The organism is Streptomyces pactum (assembly GCF_016031615.1).
Lineage (GTDB): Bacteria > Actinomycetota > Actinomycetes > Streptomycetales > Streptomycetaceae > Streptomyces > Streptomyces pactus.
The window spans coordinates 4,758,071-4,775,121 of the sequence record NZ_JACYXC010000001.1 but is presented as its reverse complement, the minus strand read 5'-3'; the positions used below and the strand labels follow the sequence as shown (position 1 = coordinate 4,775,121).

General features: G+C 76.7%; 9 protein-coding genes, 1 other RNA gene and 2 pseudogenes. 2 read left to right on the top strand and 10 right to left on the bottom strand.

Features of this window, described 5'->3' with window-relative positions:
• Positions 1-121: 121 nt before the first annotated feature.
• The 5 genes from ssrA to ftsE form a co-directional block, all read right to left on the bottom strand.
• Positions 122-491, bottom strand: a transfer-messenger RNA (tmRNA) gene (ssrA, locus tag IHE55_RS18760).
• A gap of 372 nt (positions 492-863) precedes the next feature.
• The gene (gene smpB / locus IHE55_RS18755; RefSeq protein WP_197990070.1) at positions 864-1,343 is read right to left on the bottom strand and encodes an SsrA-binding protein SmpB; all 480 of its coding nucleotides are present in this window, start codon (positions 1,341-1,343) and stop codon (positions 864-866) included.
• Positions 1,344-1,361: 18 nt separating this feature from the next.
• Complete coding sequence (locus IHE55_RS18750) at positions 1,362-2,681, bottom strand: S41 family peptidase (RefSeq protein ID WP_197990069.1); 1,320 nt, start codon at positions 2,679-2,681, stop codon at positions 1,362-1,364.
• Positions 2,682-3,177: 496 nt separating this feature from the next.
• Positions 3,178-4,089, bottom strand: coding sequence for a permease-like cell division protein FtsX (gene ftsX / locus IHE55_RS18745; protein ID WP_197990068.1), 912 nt, complete (start codon positions 4,087-4,089; stop codon positions 3,178-3,180).
• Positions 4,090-4,098: 9 nt separating this feature from the next.
• Positions 4,099-4,788, bottom strand: a complete 690-nt coding sequence (ftsE, locus tag IHE55_RS18740) for a cell division ATP-binding protein FtsE (RefSeq protein WP_197990067.1) — start codon at positions 4,786-4,788, stop codon at positions 4,099-4,101.
• Positions 4,789-5,226: 438 nt separating this feature from the next.
• Between ftsE and IHE55_RS18735 the strand changes: the two genes are divergently transcribed.
• Positions 5,227-5,421, top strand: coding sequence for a hypothetical protein (locus tag IHE55_RS18735; protein WP_197990066.1), 195 nt, complete (start codon positions 5,227-5,229; stop codon positions 5,419-5,421).
• Positions 5,422-5,839: 418 nt separating this feature from the next.
• Here IHE55_RS18735 and IHE55_RS33190 read toward each other — a convergent pair whose 3' ends face one another.
• The 5 genes and pseudogenes from IHE55_RS33190 to IHE55_RS18715 form a co-directional block, all read right to left on the bottom strand.
• Entirely contained in the window at positions 5,840-6,001 is a 162-nt protein-coding gene (locus IHE55_RS33190) for an LPXTG cell wall anchor domain-containing protein (protein ID WP_372442696.1), read from the bottom strand.
• A gap of 223 nt (positions 6,002-6,224) precedes the next feature.
• Positions 6,225-6,659 (bottom strand): hypothetical protein, encoded by a 435-nt coding sequence (locus tag IHE55_RS33185; protein WP_372442695.1) that lies wholly within the window; start codon positions 6,657-6,659, stop codon positions 6,225-6,227.
• A 323-nt stretch (positions 6,660-6,982) separates the two neighbouring features.
• Positions 6,983-8,089: a peptide chain release factor 2 gene (gene prfB / locus IHE55_RS18725; RefSeq protein ID WP_197990065.1), complete on the bottom strand. Its 1,107-nt coding sequence runs from the start codon at positions 8,087-8,089 to the stop codon at positions 6,983-6,985.
• A gap of 361 nt (positions 8,090-8,450) precedes the next feature.
• Positions 8,451-9,741: pseudogene (locus IHE55_RS18720) on the bottom strand (serine/threonine-protein kinase).
• A 1,000-nt stretch (positions 9,742-10,741) separates the two neighbouring features.
• Positions 10,742-12,482: pseudogene (locus IHE55_RS18715) on the bottom strand (serine/threonine-protein kinase).
• A gap of 1,409 nt (positions 12,483-13,891) precedes the next feature.
• On the opposite strand from IHE55_RS18715, the gene IHE55_RS18710 reads away from it, so the two are divergent.
• The gene (locus IHE55_RS18710) at positions 13,892-17,017 is read left to right on the top strand and encodes an FHA domain-containing protein (protein WP_307826733.1); all 3,126 of its coding nucleotides are present in this window, start codon (positions 13,892-13,894) and stop codon (positions 17,015-17,017) included.
• Positions 17,018-17,051: the final 34 nt, after the last annotated feature.

Sequence of the window (17,051 nt, the reverse complement as noted above, 5' to 3'; positions counted from 1 at the left end):
CTGTCGCCGAAAACGACGAAGGCCCCGCTGTCGCCTGGACAGCAGGGCCTTGCCGATGGGGACCCCTCCGGCCGGAACCTCCGGCTGCCGCCGGCGGCACCCTCCGTACGGAGAGGGGGATGAGTGGAGATGGCGGGAATCGAACCCGCGTCCAACGGTGTGGAATCAGGGCTTCTCCGAGCGCAGTCCGCTGTGCTTTTCTCGGCCCCGGAGATCACGCGGACAAGTCTCCGACGGGCCCAGCCACTGTGTGCTTTCCCACTACGCCCCGTGGCCGGGCCTAGTGGTTGAGTTCCCTAGCTGATGCCAGGATCCGGGTCGGGAACAGCCCCGGGCTGACACTTCGCAAGTCGCTACTTAGGCAGCGAGGGCGAAGGAATCGCGCTTGGTGTTGGCGATTATTGGTTTCGGCATATGGTTTACGAGATCATTGCCGCTTCCTCGGCTCGCTTCCCCTGCTTCGACAGCCGCTGTCGAAACCGATCATCCCCATGTGGTGTTTTCAAGGTGGTGCCTGCGCCCTCGTCGGGGCGCACGTCCCATCGTACGGGATCAACACGGAGCCTTGCCAGCGTATTCCCCCGGCCGCGCGGGGTTCGCCCGGCGTTCCCCGGCCCGCGAGCCGGCGACGGTCCGGCCCTGTCCCGCAGGTCCTCGCGTACGGCCCGCGTACGGCCCGCGTACGGCCCGCGTACGGCCCGCGTACGGCCCGCGTACGGCCCGCGTACGGCCCGCGTACGGCGGGAACGCCGACGGGCGGGCGTCGGTTCCCGCCGGCGGGGCCGGGTGCGCGCCAGGAGACGGGCGGCCGGCGGGGACAGGAAGCCGGCGCCACCGCCCCGGGGGACGGCCGGCCGGCGCCGTCAGCCGCGTCCGCGCCGCCGGGCCGCGGAGATCGCCCGCTCCGCCTCGCGGCGGTCCTGCTTCTCGCGGAGCGTCTGCCGCTTGTCGTACTCCTTCTTGCCCTTGGCCAGCGCGATCTCGACCTTGGCCCGGCCGTCCTTGAAGTACAGGGCCAGCGGCACGATGGTGTGCCCGGTCTCCTGCGACTTCACCTCCAGCTTGTCGATCTCGGCCCGGTGCAGCAGCAGCTTCCGCTTCCGGCGCGCGCTGTGGTTGGTCCAGGTCCCCTGGCTGTACTCCGGGACGTGGACGTTGTGCAGCCACGCCTCGTGCCCGTCGATCTGCACGAAGCCGTCCACCAGCGAGGCCCGCCCCTGGCGGAGGGACTTCACCTCGGTGCCGGTCAGCACCATCCCGCACTCGTAGGTGTCGAGGATGTGGTAGTCGTGCCGCGCCTTCTTGTTCTGCGCGATCAGTTTGCGACCCGTCTCTTTAGCCATAGCGCGGCCATTCTCGCACTAGGACCCCTCACCGAGGCCACTCAATACCGTTCGGGCCCGTTGCTCCGCCGCCAGTTCGCCCTCGCCCGCGGTGTCCAGGTCCGGCGCGATCCCGGTGCCCTCCAGGGAGCGCCCCGACGGGGTCCGGTACTGCCCCACCGTGAGATTGGCGACCGAGCCGTCGGGCAGCTCGCGGGGGACCTGCACCGATCCCTTGCCGAAGGTCCGGGAGCCGACCACCACCGCCCGGCCCCGGTCCTGGAGCGCGCCGGCCAGGAGTTCGGCGGCGCTCATGGTGCCGCCGTCCACCAGCACCACCACCGGGGTGCCGGTGTCGCCGCCCGGCGCGGCGTCCAGCACCCGCTGCCGGCCGTGGTCGTCGTAGGTGGCCACCAGCCCCCCGTCGAGGAAGGCGGAGGCCGCGGCGACCGCCTCGGTGACCAGGCCGCCGGAGTTCCCGCGCAGGTCCAGCACGATGCCGTCGCCCTCGGGCGCCTCGCGCACCGCGCGCCGCACCTGCTCCCCGGTGCCCTTGGTGAACGCCTCGACCCTCACCCGGGTGGCGTCGGCGGCCCCCTGCCGGCCGTCGGGGGCCGGACCGGTGCCCCGGGTACGGGCGCCCGGCCCGTCGCCGGTCAGCCGGTCCACGGTGACCGGGTCGGTGCTCAGCCGGGCCCGGCGCACGGTCCGCTGCCAGCCGCGGTCCCCGTCGCGCAGGCCCAGCACCACCGGCGTGCCGGCCCCGGCGCCGGTCCGGTCACCGCGCAGCCAGGCGACCACCTCGGTGACCGGGCGGCCGGTGGTGGCGTGGCCGTCCACGGAGCTCAGCCCGGCCCCGGGCCGGACGCCGGCCCGGGCGGCGGGGGAACCGGGCTCCACCCGGTCCACCTCGATCCGGCCGTCCGGGGCGCGCCGGACGGAGAGCCCCACCCCCACGTAGCTGCCGTCGAGCTGCTGCCGGAAGCCCTCGTACTCACGGGCGCTGTACACCGCGCCCCAGCGGTCCCCGCTGCGGCTGACCACCTCGCGGGCGGCAGCGGAGCCGGATCCGCCCTCCGCGGCGGCGCCGGCGGCCGCGTCCTCCGCCTCGGCCGCGATCCGCAGGCCGTCCGGGGCGGTGCCGCGCTGCGCCGGTACCCGGGCGGCCGCGGCCGATCCCTCCAGGCGGCGCGGGGAGTCGCCCCAGGAGCCGGTGGCGGCGCCGGTGGCCAGGGCGCCCGCGAAGACCAGGGTCAGGGCGGCGCCGCGACGGAGGGTGGGCGCGGTGCGCCGGGGGCCCGGGTGCTGCGGGACGGCGGCGGAGGAGCTGGGCCGGGACGGCGGACACGGGCCTGACATGCCGGTGAGTCTAAGACACCGACGGGCGCCGTACGGGAGGTTGACCGTACGGCGCCCGGGGGTGAATCTCACACCGGCGGGAGGACTTCCGCGCCGGCGGGGCGTACCGCGCCCCGGCGGACGGCCCCCGCCGCGGACCGCCCGGCCGCGCCCCGCCGGGCCGGTGCGGCGGGTCGTCCGACGGGGCGCCAGATGGGGTGCGGGGAAAGCCGTGCCGGGCCGGCCCCCCGACTCTGACGGGCCGTCGGGACGGTACCGGCGTGCGCCCGAGGCCCGCACCGGGCGGGGCCGGCGTCCGGTGACCGGCGGGGGGCGGGGGCCCACGGCCGGTGGCGGCGAGGCTTGGCCGTGGCCGGCGGGGCCCACGGCCGGTGGGTGACGGGCCGTGACCGGCGGGGTGCCGGGCCGGTGACCCGCCGGGCCGCACGGCCGCGACCGGCCGGGCCGGTGGCGCGTGCGGCGCGTGGCGTGCGGCGTGCGCGAGGAACCGGCCGGCTCAGACCTTGAGGTACTTGCGCAGCGCCAGCGACGCCGCGATCGCCGGCATCATCAGCCCGATCACCAGCACCCAGGGGAGTTTGGCGAAGACCGCGTTCCAGCCGATGAAGTCGATGACCTCTATGTGGTCGGTCAGCCAGCCCTCGACCAGGAACTGCTGGCCGCCCAGCAGGAGCACGCAGGCGAACACCGCGCCCAGCAGCCCGGAGATGGCCGCCTCCATGATGAACGGCATCTGGATGTAGAAGCTGGACGCGCCGACCAGCCGCATGATCCCGGTCTCCCGGCGCCGGCTGAACGCCGACACCCGCACCGTGTTGACGATCAGCAGCAGGGCGACGACCAGCATCAGCGCCATCACCCCCAGCGCCGCGTAGTTCATGCCGTTGAGCAGGTTGAACAGGTTGTCCACGGTGTCCCGTTGGTCGGTCACCTCCTGGACACCGGGGCGCGCGGCGAAGGCGCTGGAGATCACCCGGTACTGCTCGGGGTCCTTCAGCTTGATGCGGAACGACTCCTGCATCTGGTCCGGGGTCAGCGTGTTGGCCAGCGGGGAGTCGCTGAACTCCTCCTTGTACCGGTCGTACGCCTGTTTGCTCGTCTCGAACTCGATGCTCTCGACGATGTTCATCCGCTCCAGCTCGGCGCGGATCTCCTCCTTCTGCGCGTCGGTGACCGCGCCCTTCTCGCAGTTCTCCGAGGTCTCCTTGTCGTTCTTGTTGCAGAGGAAGATCGAGACGTTGACCTTGTCGTACCAGTAGCTCTTCATGCTGCTGACCTGTTCGCGCATGAGCAGCGAGGCACCGAACAGGGCGAGCGAGAGGGCCACCGAGACGATCACCGCGAAGGTCATCGTGAGATTGCGGCGGAGACCGACGCCGATCTCCGACAGGACGAACTGGGCGCGCATGGCGTCCTTTCAGTGCTGGTAGCCGTAGACGCCGCGGGACTGGTCGCGAACGAGACGGCCCTGTTCAAGTTCGATCACGCGCTTGCGCATCTGGTCCACGATCTGCTGGTCGTGGGTGGCCATGATCACGGTGGTACCGGTCCGGTTGATCCGGTCCAGCAGCTTCATGATCCCGACCGAGGTCTGCGGGTCGAGGTTGCCGGTCGGCTCGTCCGCGATGAGCAGCAGCGGCCGGTTGACGAACGCGCGGGCGATGGCCACCCGCTGCTGCTCACCACCGGACAGCTCACCGGGCATCCGGTCCTCCTTGCCGCCCAGCCCGACCAGCTCCAGCACTTCCGGCACGGTCTTGCGGATGGCGGCGCGCGGTTTGCCGATCACTTCGAGGGCGAAGGCGACGTTCTCCCCCACCGTCTTGTTCGGCAGCAGCCGGAAGTCCTGGAACACCGTGCCCAGCTGGCGGCGCATCTGTGGCACCTTCCAGTTGGACAGTCGCGCCAGATCCTTCCCCAGCACATGCACGGCGCCGTGGGTGGCCCGCTCCTCGCGCAGGAGCAGGCGGAGAAAGGTGGACTTTCCGGACCCCGAGGAACCCACGAGGAAGACGAACTCGCCTTTGCCGACCTCCAGCGAGACATCGCGGAGCGCGGGGCGGGTCTGCTTGGGGTAGGTCTTCGAGACGTTGTCGAATCGGATCACTTGAGCACCACGATGGACCTGGACAGAGGGTACGGGCTGCCGCTGACACGGCTCCCGTCGGTGTGCGTGACCATACGCGAACCGCGTGCGACCGCGCAGTCGTCACTCCGGGTTGGTGCCCTTCCTCACGACCGCGGCCCGGTATATCCCACCACATCGCGGACAGCTCCCCGGCAGGGCGCCACGACGCCGTGCCCGGGCCGGCCGGGGGCCCGCAGTCACCTGCCCGGACGGCCACGCGAACGAATGCCACGACCACGGTACGAACCGGCCACGGGACCGCACGGGACGCGCCGAACCGGTGGGAAGCTGGCACAGTGGAGGGGAGTACGGCCCGAATCCAGGGCAACGACCCCAGAGGGGAACGAATCAGGGCCCGCGGGCGTTGACACCTGCGAAGCAGCGGCAGTGGCCCGGCCGCGCGGGAAAGGAGTGCGCATGACGTACGACAGGCTCGTCTGCGCCAACTGCGCGAGCCCGGTCAGTGAGGGCCGGTGCCCGGTCTGCCGGGCGAGCAGGCAGCGGATGCAGCAGGACGGGCCGCTCGGCGGCCTGCCGCTGGCGACGCTGGCGGCCCTGCTGCTGGCGCTGGTCGCGGTGGCCCTGATGGCCCACGGACTCACGACGGCCTGACCGCCCCGGGCCCGGCCGGGCCCGGACCCCGCCGCGCCCCGGGGTTCTCCCGGTACGGGCCTCCCGGACGGTACGGGTAGGCGCCGAGCGCCCACGGACGCCCGCGGACGGCCGTGGACGGCCGTGCGGCACCGCCCGGGATCCCGGCGGCGAACACCCGCCCCCCCACGGGCACCGCCTCGGTGCGGCGGGTACCGCCTCGGTCCGGGGCAGGCGCGGCGCGGCAGGCCGCGCACGGCCGGCGCGGCACGGGGCAGGCAGCATGATCAGGTCCGTCGGCAGCAGGCACGGAGATCGGCAGCAGACACGGAGAAGGGGCCCGGAGCGGATGCGCTCCGGGCCCCTCGCCGTCGGTCCCGTACCGCGGGTCCGCCGGCCGGCGGACCCGCGGTACGCAGGTCGCGGTCCGCCGAACGGGTCAGGCGGCGGCGGCGCGGTTGATCAGCCGCGGCATGAGCCGGAACCCGACGCCACCGGCGATCATGGTGGCCGAGCCGATCAGCAGGAAGGCGGTGCCGGAGGTGCCGGTCTCGGCCAGCTGCTCCTTGGCCTCGCCCTGCTGCACCGGCTGGCTGCTCACGCTGTCGGTGTCGGTGTTGTCACCGCCGGTGCCGCCGGTCTGGCCGCCGGTACCGCCGGTGCCACCACCGTTGCCGGCGCCACCGTTGCCGGCGCCACCGTTGTCGGCCCCGCCGTCGCCACCGGTGCCGCCACCGTTGTCGGCGCCGCCGTTGCCACCGTTGCCGCCACCGTTGTGGCCGCCGTTGCCGTTGCCGCCACCGTTGCCGTTCCCACCGTTGCCGTTACCCGGCGGGTCCGTCGGGTCGTCCGTCGGCGGCGTGGTCGGCGGAGTCGTCGGCGGGGTGGTCGGCGGAGTCGTCGGCGGGGGTGGTCGGCGGAGTCGTCGGCGGGGTGGTCGGTGGGGCCTGCTGCACCGGCGGAACCGTCGGGTCGTCCGTCGGCGGAGTCGTCGGCGGAACCGTCGGGTCGTCCGTCGGCGGAGTGGTGGGCGGAGTGGTCGTCGGACCGTCCGTCGGGATGGTCGTCGGGTCGGGGTCCGGGTCGTCCGGAGCGCCGACCTTCGTCTCGATGCCGCTGTCCGTGCCGGCGGAGCCGTTGATCCCCGCCACCTTGAGGTCCATGGCGGAAGCGGCACCGGCGGCGGTGAGCGACGCACCGGCCGCGATCACCGCACCGGCCGCGATCCGAGCGACGCGCAACCGCGTCTTCTTCGTCATCTGCTGCTACCCCCAGTAGCTGAGCTCGTTCGTGGAGCAGCGTCGGGGCCGTGGCCGGGGGGATACCGAGTCGCGGACCCGGCCGTTGGGCGGTCCGCTCGCCCCCCTCGCAAGCGCCCCGGTTCATACGCATGCCGCGCGTCAGCTTTCCGCCATTCCCCAGGGGCGTCAAGGTCATTGCGCACGCGATGTCCGGTATGCAGCTACTTGCCGGGGACACCCTTACGTGACTGTGACGAAGCAGACGGTGAAAGGGGCGCACCAGGTCAATCCCCCGCGCCCCGTAGCACGGTTAACCCGCGGGGCGACCGCCCCGCGGGGGGTTACTTCTCCTGCTGCTTGCGCCAGCGGATCCCGGCCTCCAGGAAGCCGTCGATCTCACCGTCGAGCACGGCCTGGGGGTTGCCGACCTCGTGCTCGGTCCGCAGGTCCTTGACCATCTGGTACGGGTGCAGGACGTACGAACGCATCTGGTTGCCCCAGGAGTTGCCGCCGTCGCCCTTGAGCGCGTCCATCTTCGCCTGCTCCTCCTGGCGGCGGCGTTCGAGGAGCTTGGCCTGGAGGACGTTCATGGCGGTCGCCTTGTTCTGGATCTGCGAGCGCTCGTTCTGGCAGGAGACCACGATGCCGGTCGGGAGGTGGGTGATGCGCACCGCCGAGTCGGTGGTGTTCACGCCCTGGCCGCCCGGGCCGGAGGAGCGGTAGACGTCGATCCGCAGGTCGGACTCGTCGATCTCCACGTGGTCGCTCTGCTCGACCACGGGCAGCACCTCGACGCCCGCGAAGGAGGTCTGACGGCGGCCCTGGTTGTCGAACGGCGAGATCCGGACCAGGCGGTGCGTGCCCTGCTCCACCGAGAGCGTGCCGTAGGCGTAGGGGGACTGCACCGCGAAGGTGGTCGACTTGATGCCGGCCTCCTCCGCGTAGGAGGTCTCGTACACCTCGGTCTTGTAGCCGTGCCGCTCCGCCCAGCGCAGGTACATCCGCTGGAGCTTCTCGGCGAAGTCGGCGGCGTCCACGCCACCGGCCTCGGCGCGGATGTTCACCAGCGCCTCACGGGCGTCGTACTCGCCGGACAGGAGGGTGCGGACCTCCATCTCGTCGAGCGCCTTGCGCACCGAGGCCAGCTCGGCCTCGGCCTCGCCGCGGGCGTCCGCGTCGTCCTCGGCGTCGGCCAGCTCGAAGAGGACCTCAAGGTCGTCGATGCGGCCGCGCAGCTCCTCCACCCGGCGCAGCTGCCCCTGGAGGTAGGAGAGCCGGCTGGTGACCTTCTGCGCGTTCTCCGGGTCGTCCCACAGGGACGGCGCCGCCGCCTGCTCCTCAAGCACGGCGATATCGGCCCTCATCCGGTCCAGGTCGAGGACCGCCTCGATCGACCCCATGGTGGAGGAGAGGGACTTCAGCTCTTCGGATACATCGACGACTGCCACGGGACCAGCGTAACGGCTGACGGAGGAAACCCGCCCCGGCCCGTCCCACGGGGGCCGGGGGCGGGCCGAGCCTGGGGTGCCGACGGGGCCCGGCGGGGCGGACGGGACCGGCGCGGGTCGCGCGGGGTCGGGTGGCCACGGCGCGGGCCGGGTGGGGCGCGGGCCGGGTGGGCACGGCGGCCGCTGGCGGGCCCGGCTGTTCCGGGAGCCAGGTCGGGTCGGGCCCCGGAGGCGGGTCCGGGCCGGATCCGCCGGGGCCGGGGGCTCGTACGGGCGGAGGCTGCCGAGAGGCCGGGCCGGGCGGACACGGCGGGCCGGGGGGCCGGGCCGGAGGCTGCCGGGGGTCCGGGCGTGCCGGGGCTCAGGGGGTGCCGGGTTCCTCCGGGGCGGAGTGCTCGGTACCGCCGCCCGGCGCGTCCTCCCCGTCGTCCTGGCCGAACGCGAGCCAGCCGCCGAGGCCCGCCGCGACCACCACCGCCGCGGCCACCCCGAGGCCGATCCGGCGGCGGCGCACCGCGCCGGAGGCAGCCCGGTTCCGCGCCGAACCGGCCCGCCGCTGCCCGGCCGCCCGGGGGGCGCGGGCGGTGCCGTGGGCCCCGCCGGCCAGCTCGTCGGGCTCCGGCACCCGCATGCTGATGTGGGTGTCCCGGGTGGAGTCCGGGGCCGCGCCCGGGACCAGCGGCACCGCGCCGCGCCGGGGCGCCGCGCCGCCGTCGGCGAGCCGGGCGCCCCGGGGGTCGGCGGCGTACGGCCCGTCGTACTCGGGGTCGGCCCTGGGCGCGTCCTCCTCCGGCTCGTCGATGTCCAGCGGCGGGTATCCGGCGAGCGCGGGCAGCAGCTCGCGCAGCCGGCTGGCCAGCTCGGAGGCGCGCAGCCGGGAGGCGGGTGCCTTGGCCAGGCACTGCACCAGCAGCTGCCACAGCTCGTCGGGGATGCCCGGGAGCGGGGCGACGGTCTCGGTGACGTGCCGGCGGAGCACCGCGCCGGGGTGGCCGCCGCCGAACGGGGTGAACCCGGCCAGCAGCTCGTACAGCACGGTCGCCAGGGCGTATACGTCCACGCTGGCGCGCGGCGGCAGCCCCTCGATGATCTCCGGGGCGAGGTAGTCGGGGGTGCCGATCACCCGGGCGGCGCGGCCGCCCCCGGGGCCGGCCGGGCGAGTCCACCAGCCGGGCGATGCCGAAGTCGGTGAGGAGCGCGGGGTGGGAGCCGCCGGGCCCGAGCGGGCGCTCCATGTCCAGCAGGACGTTCTCCGGCTTGACGTCGCGGTGCACGATCCCGGCGGCGTGCGCGGCGGCCAGCGCCTCGGCGACGTCCGCGACGATCGCCACCGCCGCCTCGGGGGCGAGCCGGCGGTCCCGGTCCAGCCGGCTGCGCAGGTCGGTGCCGCGCACCAGGTCCATGACGAGAGCGAGGTCGTTGCCGTCCACCACGAGATCGCGCACGCCCACCACGTGCGGGTGGTCCAGGCCGAGCAGGGCCGCGCGCTCCTGGACGAACCGGCCGACCAGCTCCTGGTCGGAGGCGAGGTCCTCGCGCAGGAGCTTGATGGCCACCGGGCCGTCGGGGCCCTCACCCAGCCACACCGTGCCGGCGCTGCCACGGCCCAGGATCTGGTTTGCGGTGTACCGGCTGCCGATCTTCCGTGACAAGACTGCTCCGAATCCTCCGACTGGGGCACGTTGGCGACAAAGCTACGCGCCCGCTGCCCCGTTCGGAGCAGCAGTCCGGGCGAACGGTCGCTTCTGCGCCGGAAAGCACCCTTCAGATGTCGACAAATCACCAAATCCGGTGGTACGGGAGCCGACGGGGTGCCGGGGAGGGAGCCGGAGGACCCGGCAACGGCCCCCGCGACGGCGCGGCAGCGCCGGGGGCGGCCACCGGTGCGGGCGGGGACGACGGCGACGGGTGCCGTCGGTGCGGGGGTGCGGACGGGGCCGGCGCCGCGATAGGCGGTGGGTGGAGGGTCGACGGTTCGGTCCGGGAGCGGCCTCCCTCCTGTCCGGGCGGCCGGCGGCGCGGGCGGGACGACGCGCGGCGCTCCCGGGGCCGCGCCCCCGGCGGAAAGCGGGCGGCCCGGGGCGGGCCCCCGGCGGGGAGCGTGCCGGTGGCCTGTGGCCTGTGGGGCCTCCCGGGCAGGGGGACCGGGGCAGGCCGGGGTGTGCCGGCGGTGGGCCCCCGGCGGGGAGGTGGGTTGCGGGGTGTGACGACCGGCCGGCGGGCGGGCCCCAGGGCCGGCGACGCGCCCGCCCGGCGGTCGGGGACCGGCAGGCGGCGGGCCGGGGGCGCGCTGCCGCGCTTCCGGCGTACGGCAGGGGGCGTGGGCGGCGAGAAGGTGGGTGCCGGTCCGGGGTCCGGCGGCGCGACCCGGCACGCAACCCCGGCACGCGGTGCGGGACGCGCGGGGCCGCGGTGAACGCCGGGACGCGCGGGGCCGCGGTGCGGGACGCGGCACCGGGCGGGCCACGGACGGCGACGGGGCCGGGGCGACATCCGCCCCGGCCCCGGTCGTCCCGTCACACGACAGCCGTCACGCTCCGGCAGCCGTCACGCCGCCACTCCGCCACTCGGCCACTCGGCCACTCGGCCACTCGGGCGTACCGTCACCCCGGCGCACCGCCGGAGCCGCGACGTACCGCCGGAGCCCCGGCGTCAGACCTTCACTTTGGACAGCAGGTCCTGGAGCTCGCCGACCAGCCCGGTGACGGTGTCCCAGAAGTCCTTGCCGTCCGCGACCCAGTCCTTGAGCGGGGTCAGCTCCCACACCAGCCAGGAGCCGATGATCAGCAGCACGATCACGAACAGGCAGCCCTTGAGGCAGCCCATGCCCGGGATGCGCATCGGGTTGGCGCTGCGGCGCGGTTCCCGGCGCGGGGTGGGCTGGGGCGCCTGCGGCTGCTGGTACGGCGCCGGCGCGGGGGCCGGGGCCGGCGGCGGGGCCGTGTAGGGCGCGGGCGCCGGGGGCGGGGGCGGGTGCCGGCGGCGCGTACGGCGCCGGGTGCCCCTGCTGCGGCGGGTACGGCTGGTACGGCGGCGGCTGCTGCTGACGCTGCTGCGGGGGCGCCTGCGGCGACCGCTGCTGCTGGTACGGCTGCGGCGGCTGCTGGGCGGGCCGGCGCTGCGGCCGGCGGCGCAGCGGGTCCACGCCGGGATCCAGGTACTGGGTCTGCTCGTTGCGGTCGCGGGCGGCGCGCATCTGGTTCTGCCAGGGGTGCGGGTCGTCCGGGTTCTGCCCGGGACCCACCGGCGGCATGGCGCGCGTGGCGTCGGCCGCGCCGGACGGGCCGGAGCCCGCGGGCATCACCCGCGTCGGGTCCGCGTCGGGGCCACCGGGGCCGCCGGTCCTGGGCAGCACGCTGGTCGCGGCGGCCGGGTCGTGGTCCGGCCCGCCGCCGTGGGGACCCCCGGCGCCGCCGGGCAGCACCTGGGTCGGGTCGGCGGCACCGGCCGGCGAGGTGTCCGGCACCGGGGCCGGGGCGGGGTCAGGGGCGAGCAGAGCGGCGACCCCGAGCGCGGCCTCGGCCTGGTCGGGCGAGGCGTGCACGCCGATGCCGTCGGCGACCACCCGCAGCGCACGGGCCAGGCTCTCGGCGCTGGGCCGCTCCTCGGGACTCTTGCGCAGGCAGCGCTCGATGACCGTCCACAGCGGTTCGGGGACGGTGGTGGGGCGGCGCGGCTCCTCGCTGAGGTGGCGGTGGAGCACCTCCAGGGCGGTGTTGCCCGCGAACGGGGGCCGCCCGGTGACCAGCTCGTAGAGCATGATGCCGGCGCCGTAGATGTCCACCGCGGAGGTCTGCGGGCGGCCCTCGGCGGACTCCGGCGCCACGTAGGCGGGGGTGCCGACGAACTCGTGGGTGCGGGTCAGCCCCGGCGAGTCGGCCAGCCGGGCGATGCCGAAGTCGGTGAGCATCGGGTGCATCGGCCCGCCGCCGCCGGCCCCGGCCAGCAGCACGTTGGCGGGCTTGAGGTCCCGGTGCACCACGCCGTCGGCGTGGCTGGCGGCGAGCGCGTCGGCGACCTGCGCGGTGAGCAGCGCCGCGGCCACCGGGGTGAAGGGACCGTTGTCCCGCAGATAGCGGTGCAGGTCGGGGCCGTCCACCAGGTCCATGACCAGGGCGAGCAGGTCGCCCTCGACGACCAGGTCCCGGGTGCGGACGATGTTGGGGTGGGTGAGGCGGAGCAGCACGGACCGTTCGCGCAGGAAACGCATCACGATCTCGGCGTCGTTCGCGAGCTCCTCCTTGAGGACCTTGATCGCGACGGTCTCACCGGGCTGCCCCGGGACGGCGGCCTCGGCGCCCGCCGTCTCCCGCTGCCGGGCTCGCCAGACGGTGCCCGTGGCCCCGCGCCCGAGCGGCTCCTCCAAGAGGTACTTGCTGCCTACCGGCCGCACGTCATGCGCTCCCTGATCGTGGTCATGTCTGTCGGTTCTGTCGGTCTCGCGTCTGCTGTGGTGCCTGGTGCGGCGCCGTGCCGCAGAGGTGTGCGGTCCGTGTCCGCCGGTCGGTCCGCCGGTCTGACGGGCGGCCGGCCTCTGCCGGTGTGTCGGGGCCTTTTCGGTCTGTCGCTTCTTCGGGTCGGTCGGTGGGGCGGCCGGTTCCGCGGTGGTGCCGGGTCGGCCGGTGGTGCGGGTGGTGCCGTTGTGGTGCGGTGAGCGGTGCCCCCGCCGTACGGTTCCGGTCCCTCCCCGTCCGCCGGACGCGACGCGTCCGCCCCACTCTAGTGCCGCCGCCCGCCGCCCCGGATGGATCGCCGGGACGGCGGCCCCGGGCCCCCGGGCACGCCGGGGCACCCCGGCTCGGGAGGAAGACGCGGAAACCGGACAGTTGGTTGCCGGCGCGCCCCGGACGTCCGCCGCGGTCCCCCGGACACTTCCCGGGCGGCTCCCCGGGCGCCCCGGGCGCCCCCGCCGGGCGGGGGTGGCCGGATCGCACGCGGCGGGGCTGCTCCCGGCCCGTCCGGTTCGCCGGGCATCCCGGTGGGCCGGGGGCATTCCGACGGGCCGGGGGCATCCGGCCCCCGGCGAACGGCCACGCCCCCGCCCGGACGACCGGCGACGCCCCCGCCCGGGTGAACGGCCACGCCCCGCCCGGACGACCGGCGACGCCCCGCCCGGCGTGGCGGCCGTGTCCCTTCGGCCGGACGCCCGTGCCACGTTCGGTGGGTGGGCCTCGACCGGTCCGGGGTGGGCGGGTACGTCCGGTGGGCGGGCGCGGCGGGTCCCGGGCGGGAGGGCGCGTCGGGTTGGCGGAGACCGTCCGGGAGGGGCGGCCGCGTCCGCTGGGCGTACGTCCGGTGGGTGGGCGCGGCGGGTGGCGGGCGCGCCGGATGGGCCGGCGCATCCGGTGGCGGGGTACGTCCGCAGGGGCGGGGTACGTCCGCTCCCGGGTGACCGGTCACCTCCGCCCGGACATCGCCACGCGACCGCCACGAACTCGGCGTCCCCACCCGCGATCAGGCCATTTCGCCCGGTCGGCCGGGCGCACACGATCATGGCGAGGTGGCCGCCGGGCGAAGTGTCGGCGGCAGGTGCGAGGATGCACGCAGCACGGAGTCGGTGACAGTACGAAGCGGGGGCCGCCGCGTCCGTGCCGTGCTATCTGTACGTGCCGACGCGCCCGGGGGGCGGCGGGGGGCTTCACGGCACCCTCGGCCGCTCCGGCGGGCAGAAGGGACCGTAGACGGCTATGCGGATCCGGCTGACCGTCCTCGGGCCTCGCGGTGCCCATCCCGGCCCGCTGGGCCGAGCGGCCCGCGCGCCCCGCCCCGCCCCCCCGCGCGCCGGAGCCACCCGCCGGGCCGGTGCCTTCCCCGGCCCCGCAGCCCCCGGCCACCGTCGCGGTGGACGTCCTGGTCACCGCCCCCGCCGGCACCACCCTGTCCGCGGTGGCGAGCGGGCTGGCCGACGCCGTCGCGGCGGCCGGCTCCGAGGCCGGCGGCGCCGGGGCCCCGGTGTTCAGCGGCGCGGACCGGCTCGACCCGCAGCGCTGTGTGCTCGGCGAGCCGCCGCTGGTGGACGGCGCGGTGATCTCCCTCGGCGCCCCGGCCGGCCCGCACGGCTGGTCGGCCGACCCGGTGCCGGAGGCCGCCACCGGGGTACGGCTGCACGTGGTGGCCGGACCGGACGCCGGCGGGGTCCACCTGCTGCACGGCGGGCAGATCCGGATAGGGCGTTCCACGGAGGCCGACGTGCCGCTGGACGACCCGGACGTCTCCCGGCTGCACTGCGCGGTGACGGTGGCCGACGACGGCCGGATCACCGTGGCCGACCTGGGCTCGACCAACGGCACGCTGATGGCCGGCCGGCGGGTCGGCGCCACCCCCGTCCCGCTGGCCCCGGACACCCTGGTGCGCATCGGGGAGTCCGCGCTGCGGCTGCGCACCCCCGCCGACGGGGAGGATCCCGCCGGACCGCCCGTCGCACCGGACGGCGAGGGCCACCTCCGGGTGGCCCCGGCGGCGTACCCGGGCCACGGGGCGACCGTGGACCACCGGCCGCCGCACCCAGGCCAGGGCCCGCACGGCGGCCGGCCGGGGCACCGGGCCGGCGGCACGGCCGGGACGGGCCCCGGAGGCGTGCCCGGCGGGTCCGGGGCGCGGCCGCACGCCGGTGCCGGCCCGGCCGGCGGCGCCCCCGTTCCCGGCGCCGGACTGCCGTCCGCGCACCGGACTGCGCTGTCCGCCGGGACCGTCTCGGTCCCGCTGCCCGGCGACGAAGGGGCCGGGCCGGAGGACGCCGGCGGACCGGCGGCCCCGCCCCGGCGCCGCGGCATAGGGGCGTGGGCACGGCGACTGGCCGGCGGCCGGGCGGCGGAGCGCGAGCCCGGCCCCGGCGAGGGGCCGGCGGAGGACCGCGAGGAGCTGCGCGCCCGGGCCGCGGCCGAGGCGGCGGAGCTGCGGCGCCGCTGGCCCGATCCGGCCGACATCCTGCTCACCGCGCTCGCCCCCGGACACCGGCTGTGGGAGCGCGGCCCGGAGCACCCCGACGCGCTGACCGTACGGCTGGGCACCGCCGACCGGACCACGGCCGGCGGCGCGGTGATCGAGGCGGCCCCGGTCACGGTGGACCTGCGCGGGGCCGGCTCGCTGGGCCTGGCCGGGCCGCGCGCCCGGCTCGCCGGGCTGGCCCGCTCGGTGGTGGCCCAGCTCGCCGCGCTGCACTCCCCCGCCGCCCTGGAGATCGTGCTCATCAGCACCGACCGGAACCGCGGCGCCCAGGAGCGGCTCGCCGAGTGGTCCTGGCTGGGCTGGCTCCCGCAGCTGCACCCGGCGCACGGCCAGGACTGCCGGCTGCTGCTCGCCTACGACCGGGAGCAGGCCATGGCCCGGGCGGCGGAGCTGACCCGCCGGCTGGACGGGAGCGGCCTGGGCCCGGCCTGGGCCACCGCGCCGCCCGAGGCGGTGGAGGCCGCGGCCCGGGCGTACCCGGGCCCGTACGCGGTGGTGGTCGTGGACGGTGACCCCGGTTCGCCGGCGCTGCGCGACAGCCTCGCCGCGCTGGCCGCGGGCGGTGCGGCGGGCGGCGTCCACCTGATCTGCCTGGCCGAGACGGAGGCGCTGCCCGCCGGCGCGCCGGTCGCCGCCGGCCACGCCGGGGCCTGCGCGGTCTCCCCGGTCTTCGCGGAGTGCGGGACGGTCGCCCTGCTCAGCGGGGACGTGGCGACCGGGCTGCGGCTCATGCGCCCGGCCCGCCCGCACCGCCCGTCCGGCGACCCGCAGGGCGCGTGGACGGCCGGTGCTCCCTCCCCGGCGGCCGGTGCCACCGCCGCTCCCGGGGAGGGCCATCCCGGGCCGTGGGCGGCCGGTGGTGCCGTCCCGGCGCCCGGTGGCGCCCCCGCGCCCGGTGCGGTCGGCGGGTCCGGCGCCGGGGTGTCCCCGGGCCCGGCCGCGCCGGCGGGCGGCGCCGCGCCCGGCGCCGGCCTCCCCGGCGGCCGGCCGGACATCGCCGGCACCACCGGACCCCACGACCGGCCGGACCCGGCGGGCGCCGCCGGTACCGCCGCCGGCTCCGGCAGCTCCGCCTGGCCCGCGGCGGCCCCGCACCCGGGCGCCACCGGGCAGCACGCCGCCACCGGAGGGCACGGGCACCACGGGCAGTACGCCACAGCGGAGCACGCCGCCGACGGGCAGCCGGACGCCGCGGGGCGGCAGGCCGCCGCCGGGCAACGGAACACCACCGGGCAGCAGACCGCGGCCGGACAGCAGGGGCACGGCCCCACCGCGCCCGAGGAGGGCTTCCCCTCTCACGGCCGGACCGCCGGCGCGTCCGACGGAACCGGTACGCCGCAGGGCCACGCCGGCGCGCCCGGGGGCTACGGCGGTACGCACCAGGGCCACGCCGGCGCGCCCGGCCCGGCCGCCGCCACGCCGGGTCCGGGCCACCGGACCGGCGAGCAGGCCGGCCCGCACGCCCACCCCGCCGGGCCCGGGGCCGGGCCGGACGCGTGTGCCCACCCCGATGGCCTCGCGCGTCCCGGCGCGCACGGGCCGGCCGGCGCCGACGACCGGCACACCGCTACGGGCGGCGACCGGTACCCCTGCCAGCGGCCGCGACCGGTACCCGCCACCGACGGCGCCCCCGTACCCCGTTCCCGGCGTGGCATCCCGGCCCCGGCCACTCCCCCTGCCGGGGCCGGCCGGCCGGCCCTGGGGCACGGACCGGCCCGGTCACCCGGACGCCGCGGACGGGCCCGCGGCCGGCCACCACGACACGGCCCGGGCCGCGGTCCCGGACGGCGGCGGCCACCACGCCTCCCGGCCCACGGCCGCGGCCCACCCGCCGTACGCCGATCCCCGTGGCCACGACGGCCACCCCGCCGGCGGTCCCGGTCCTGCCACTCCCCACCCCCCGGCCCCTGGGGCGTACGGCGCCGACGCGCGGGCGTACGGCACCGGCCCCGACGGGCCGTGGCCCGGCGCCCCGGGTGACCCGGCGGGCGGGCCCGGCCACGCGGCGCACGGC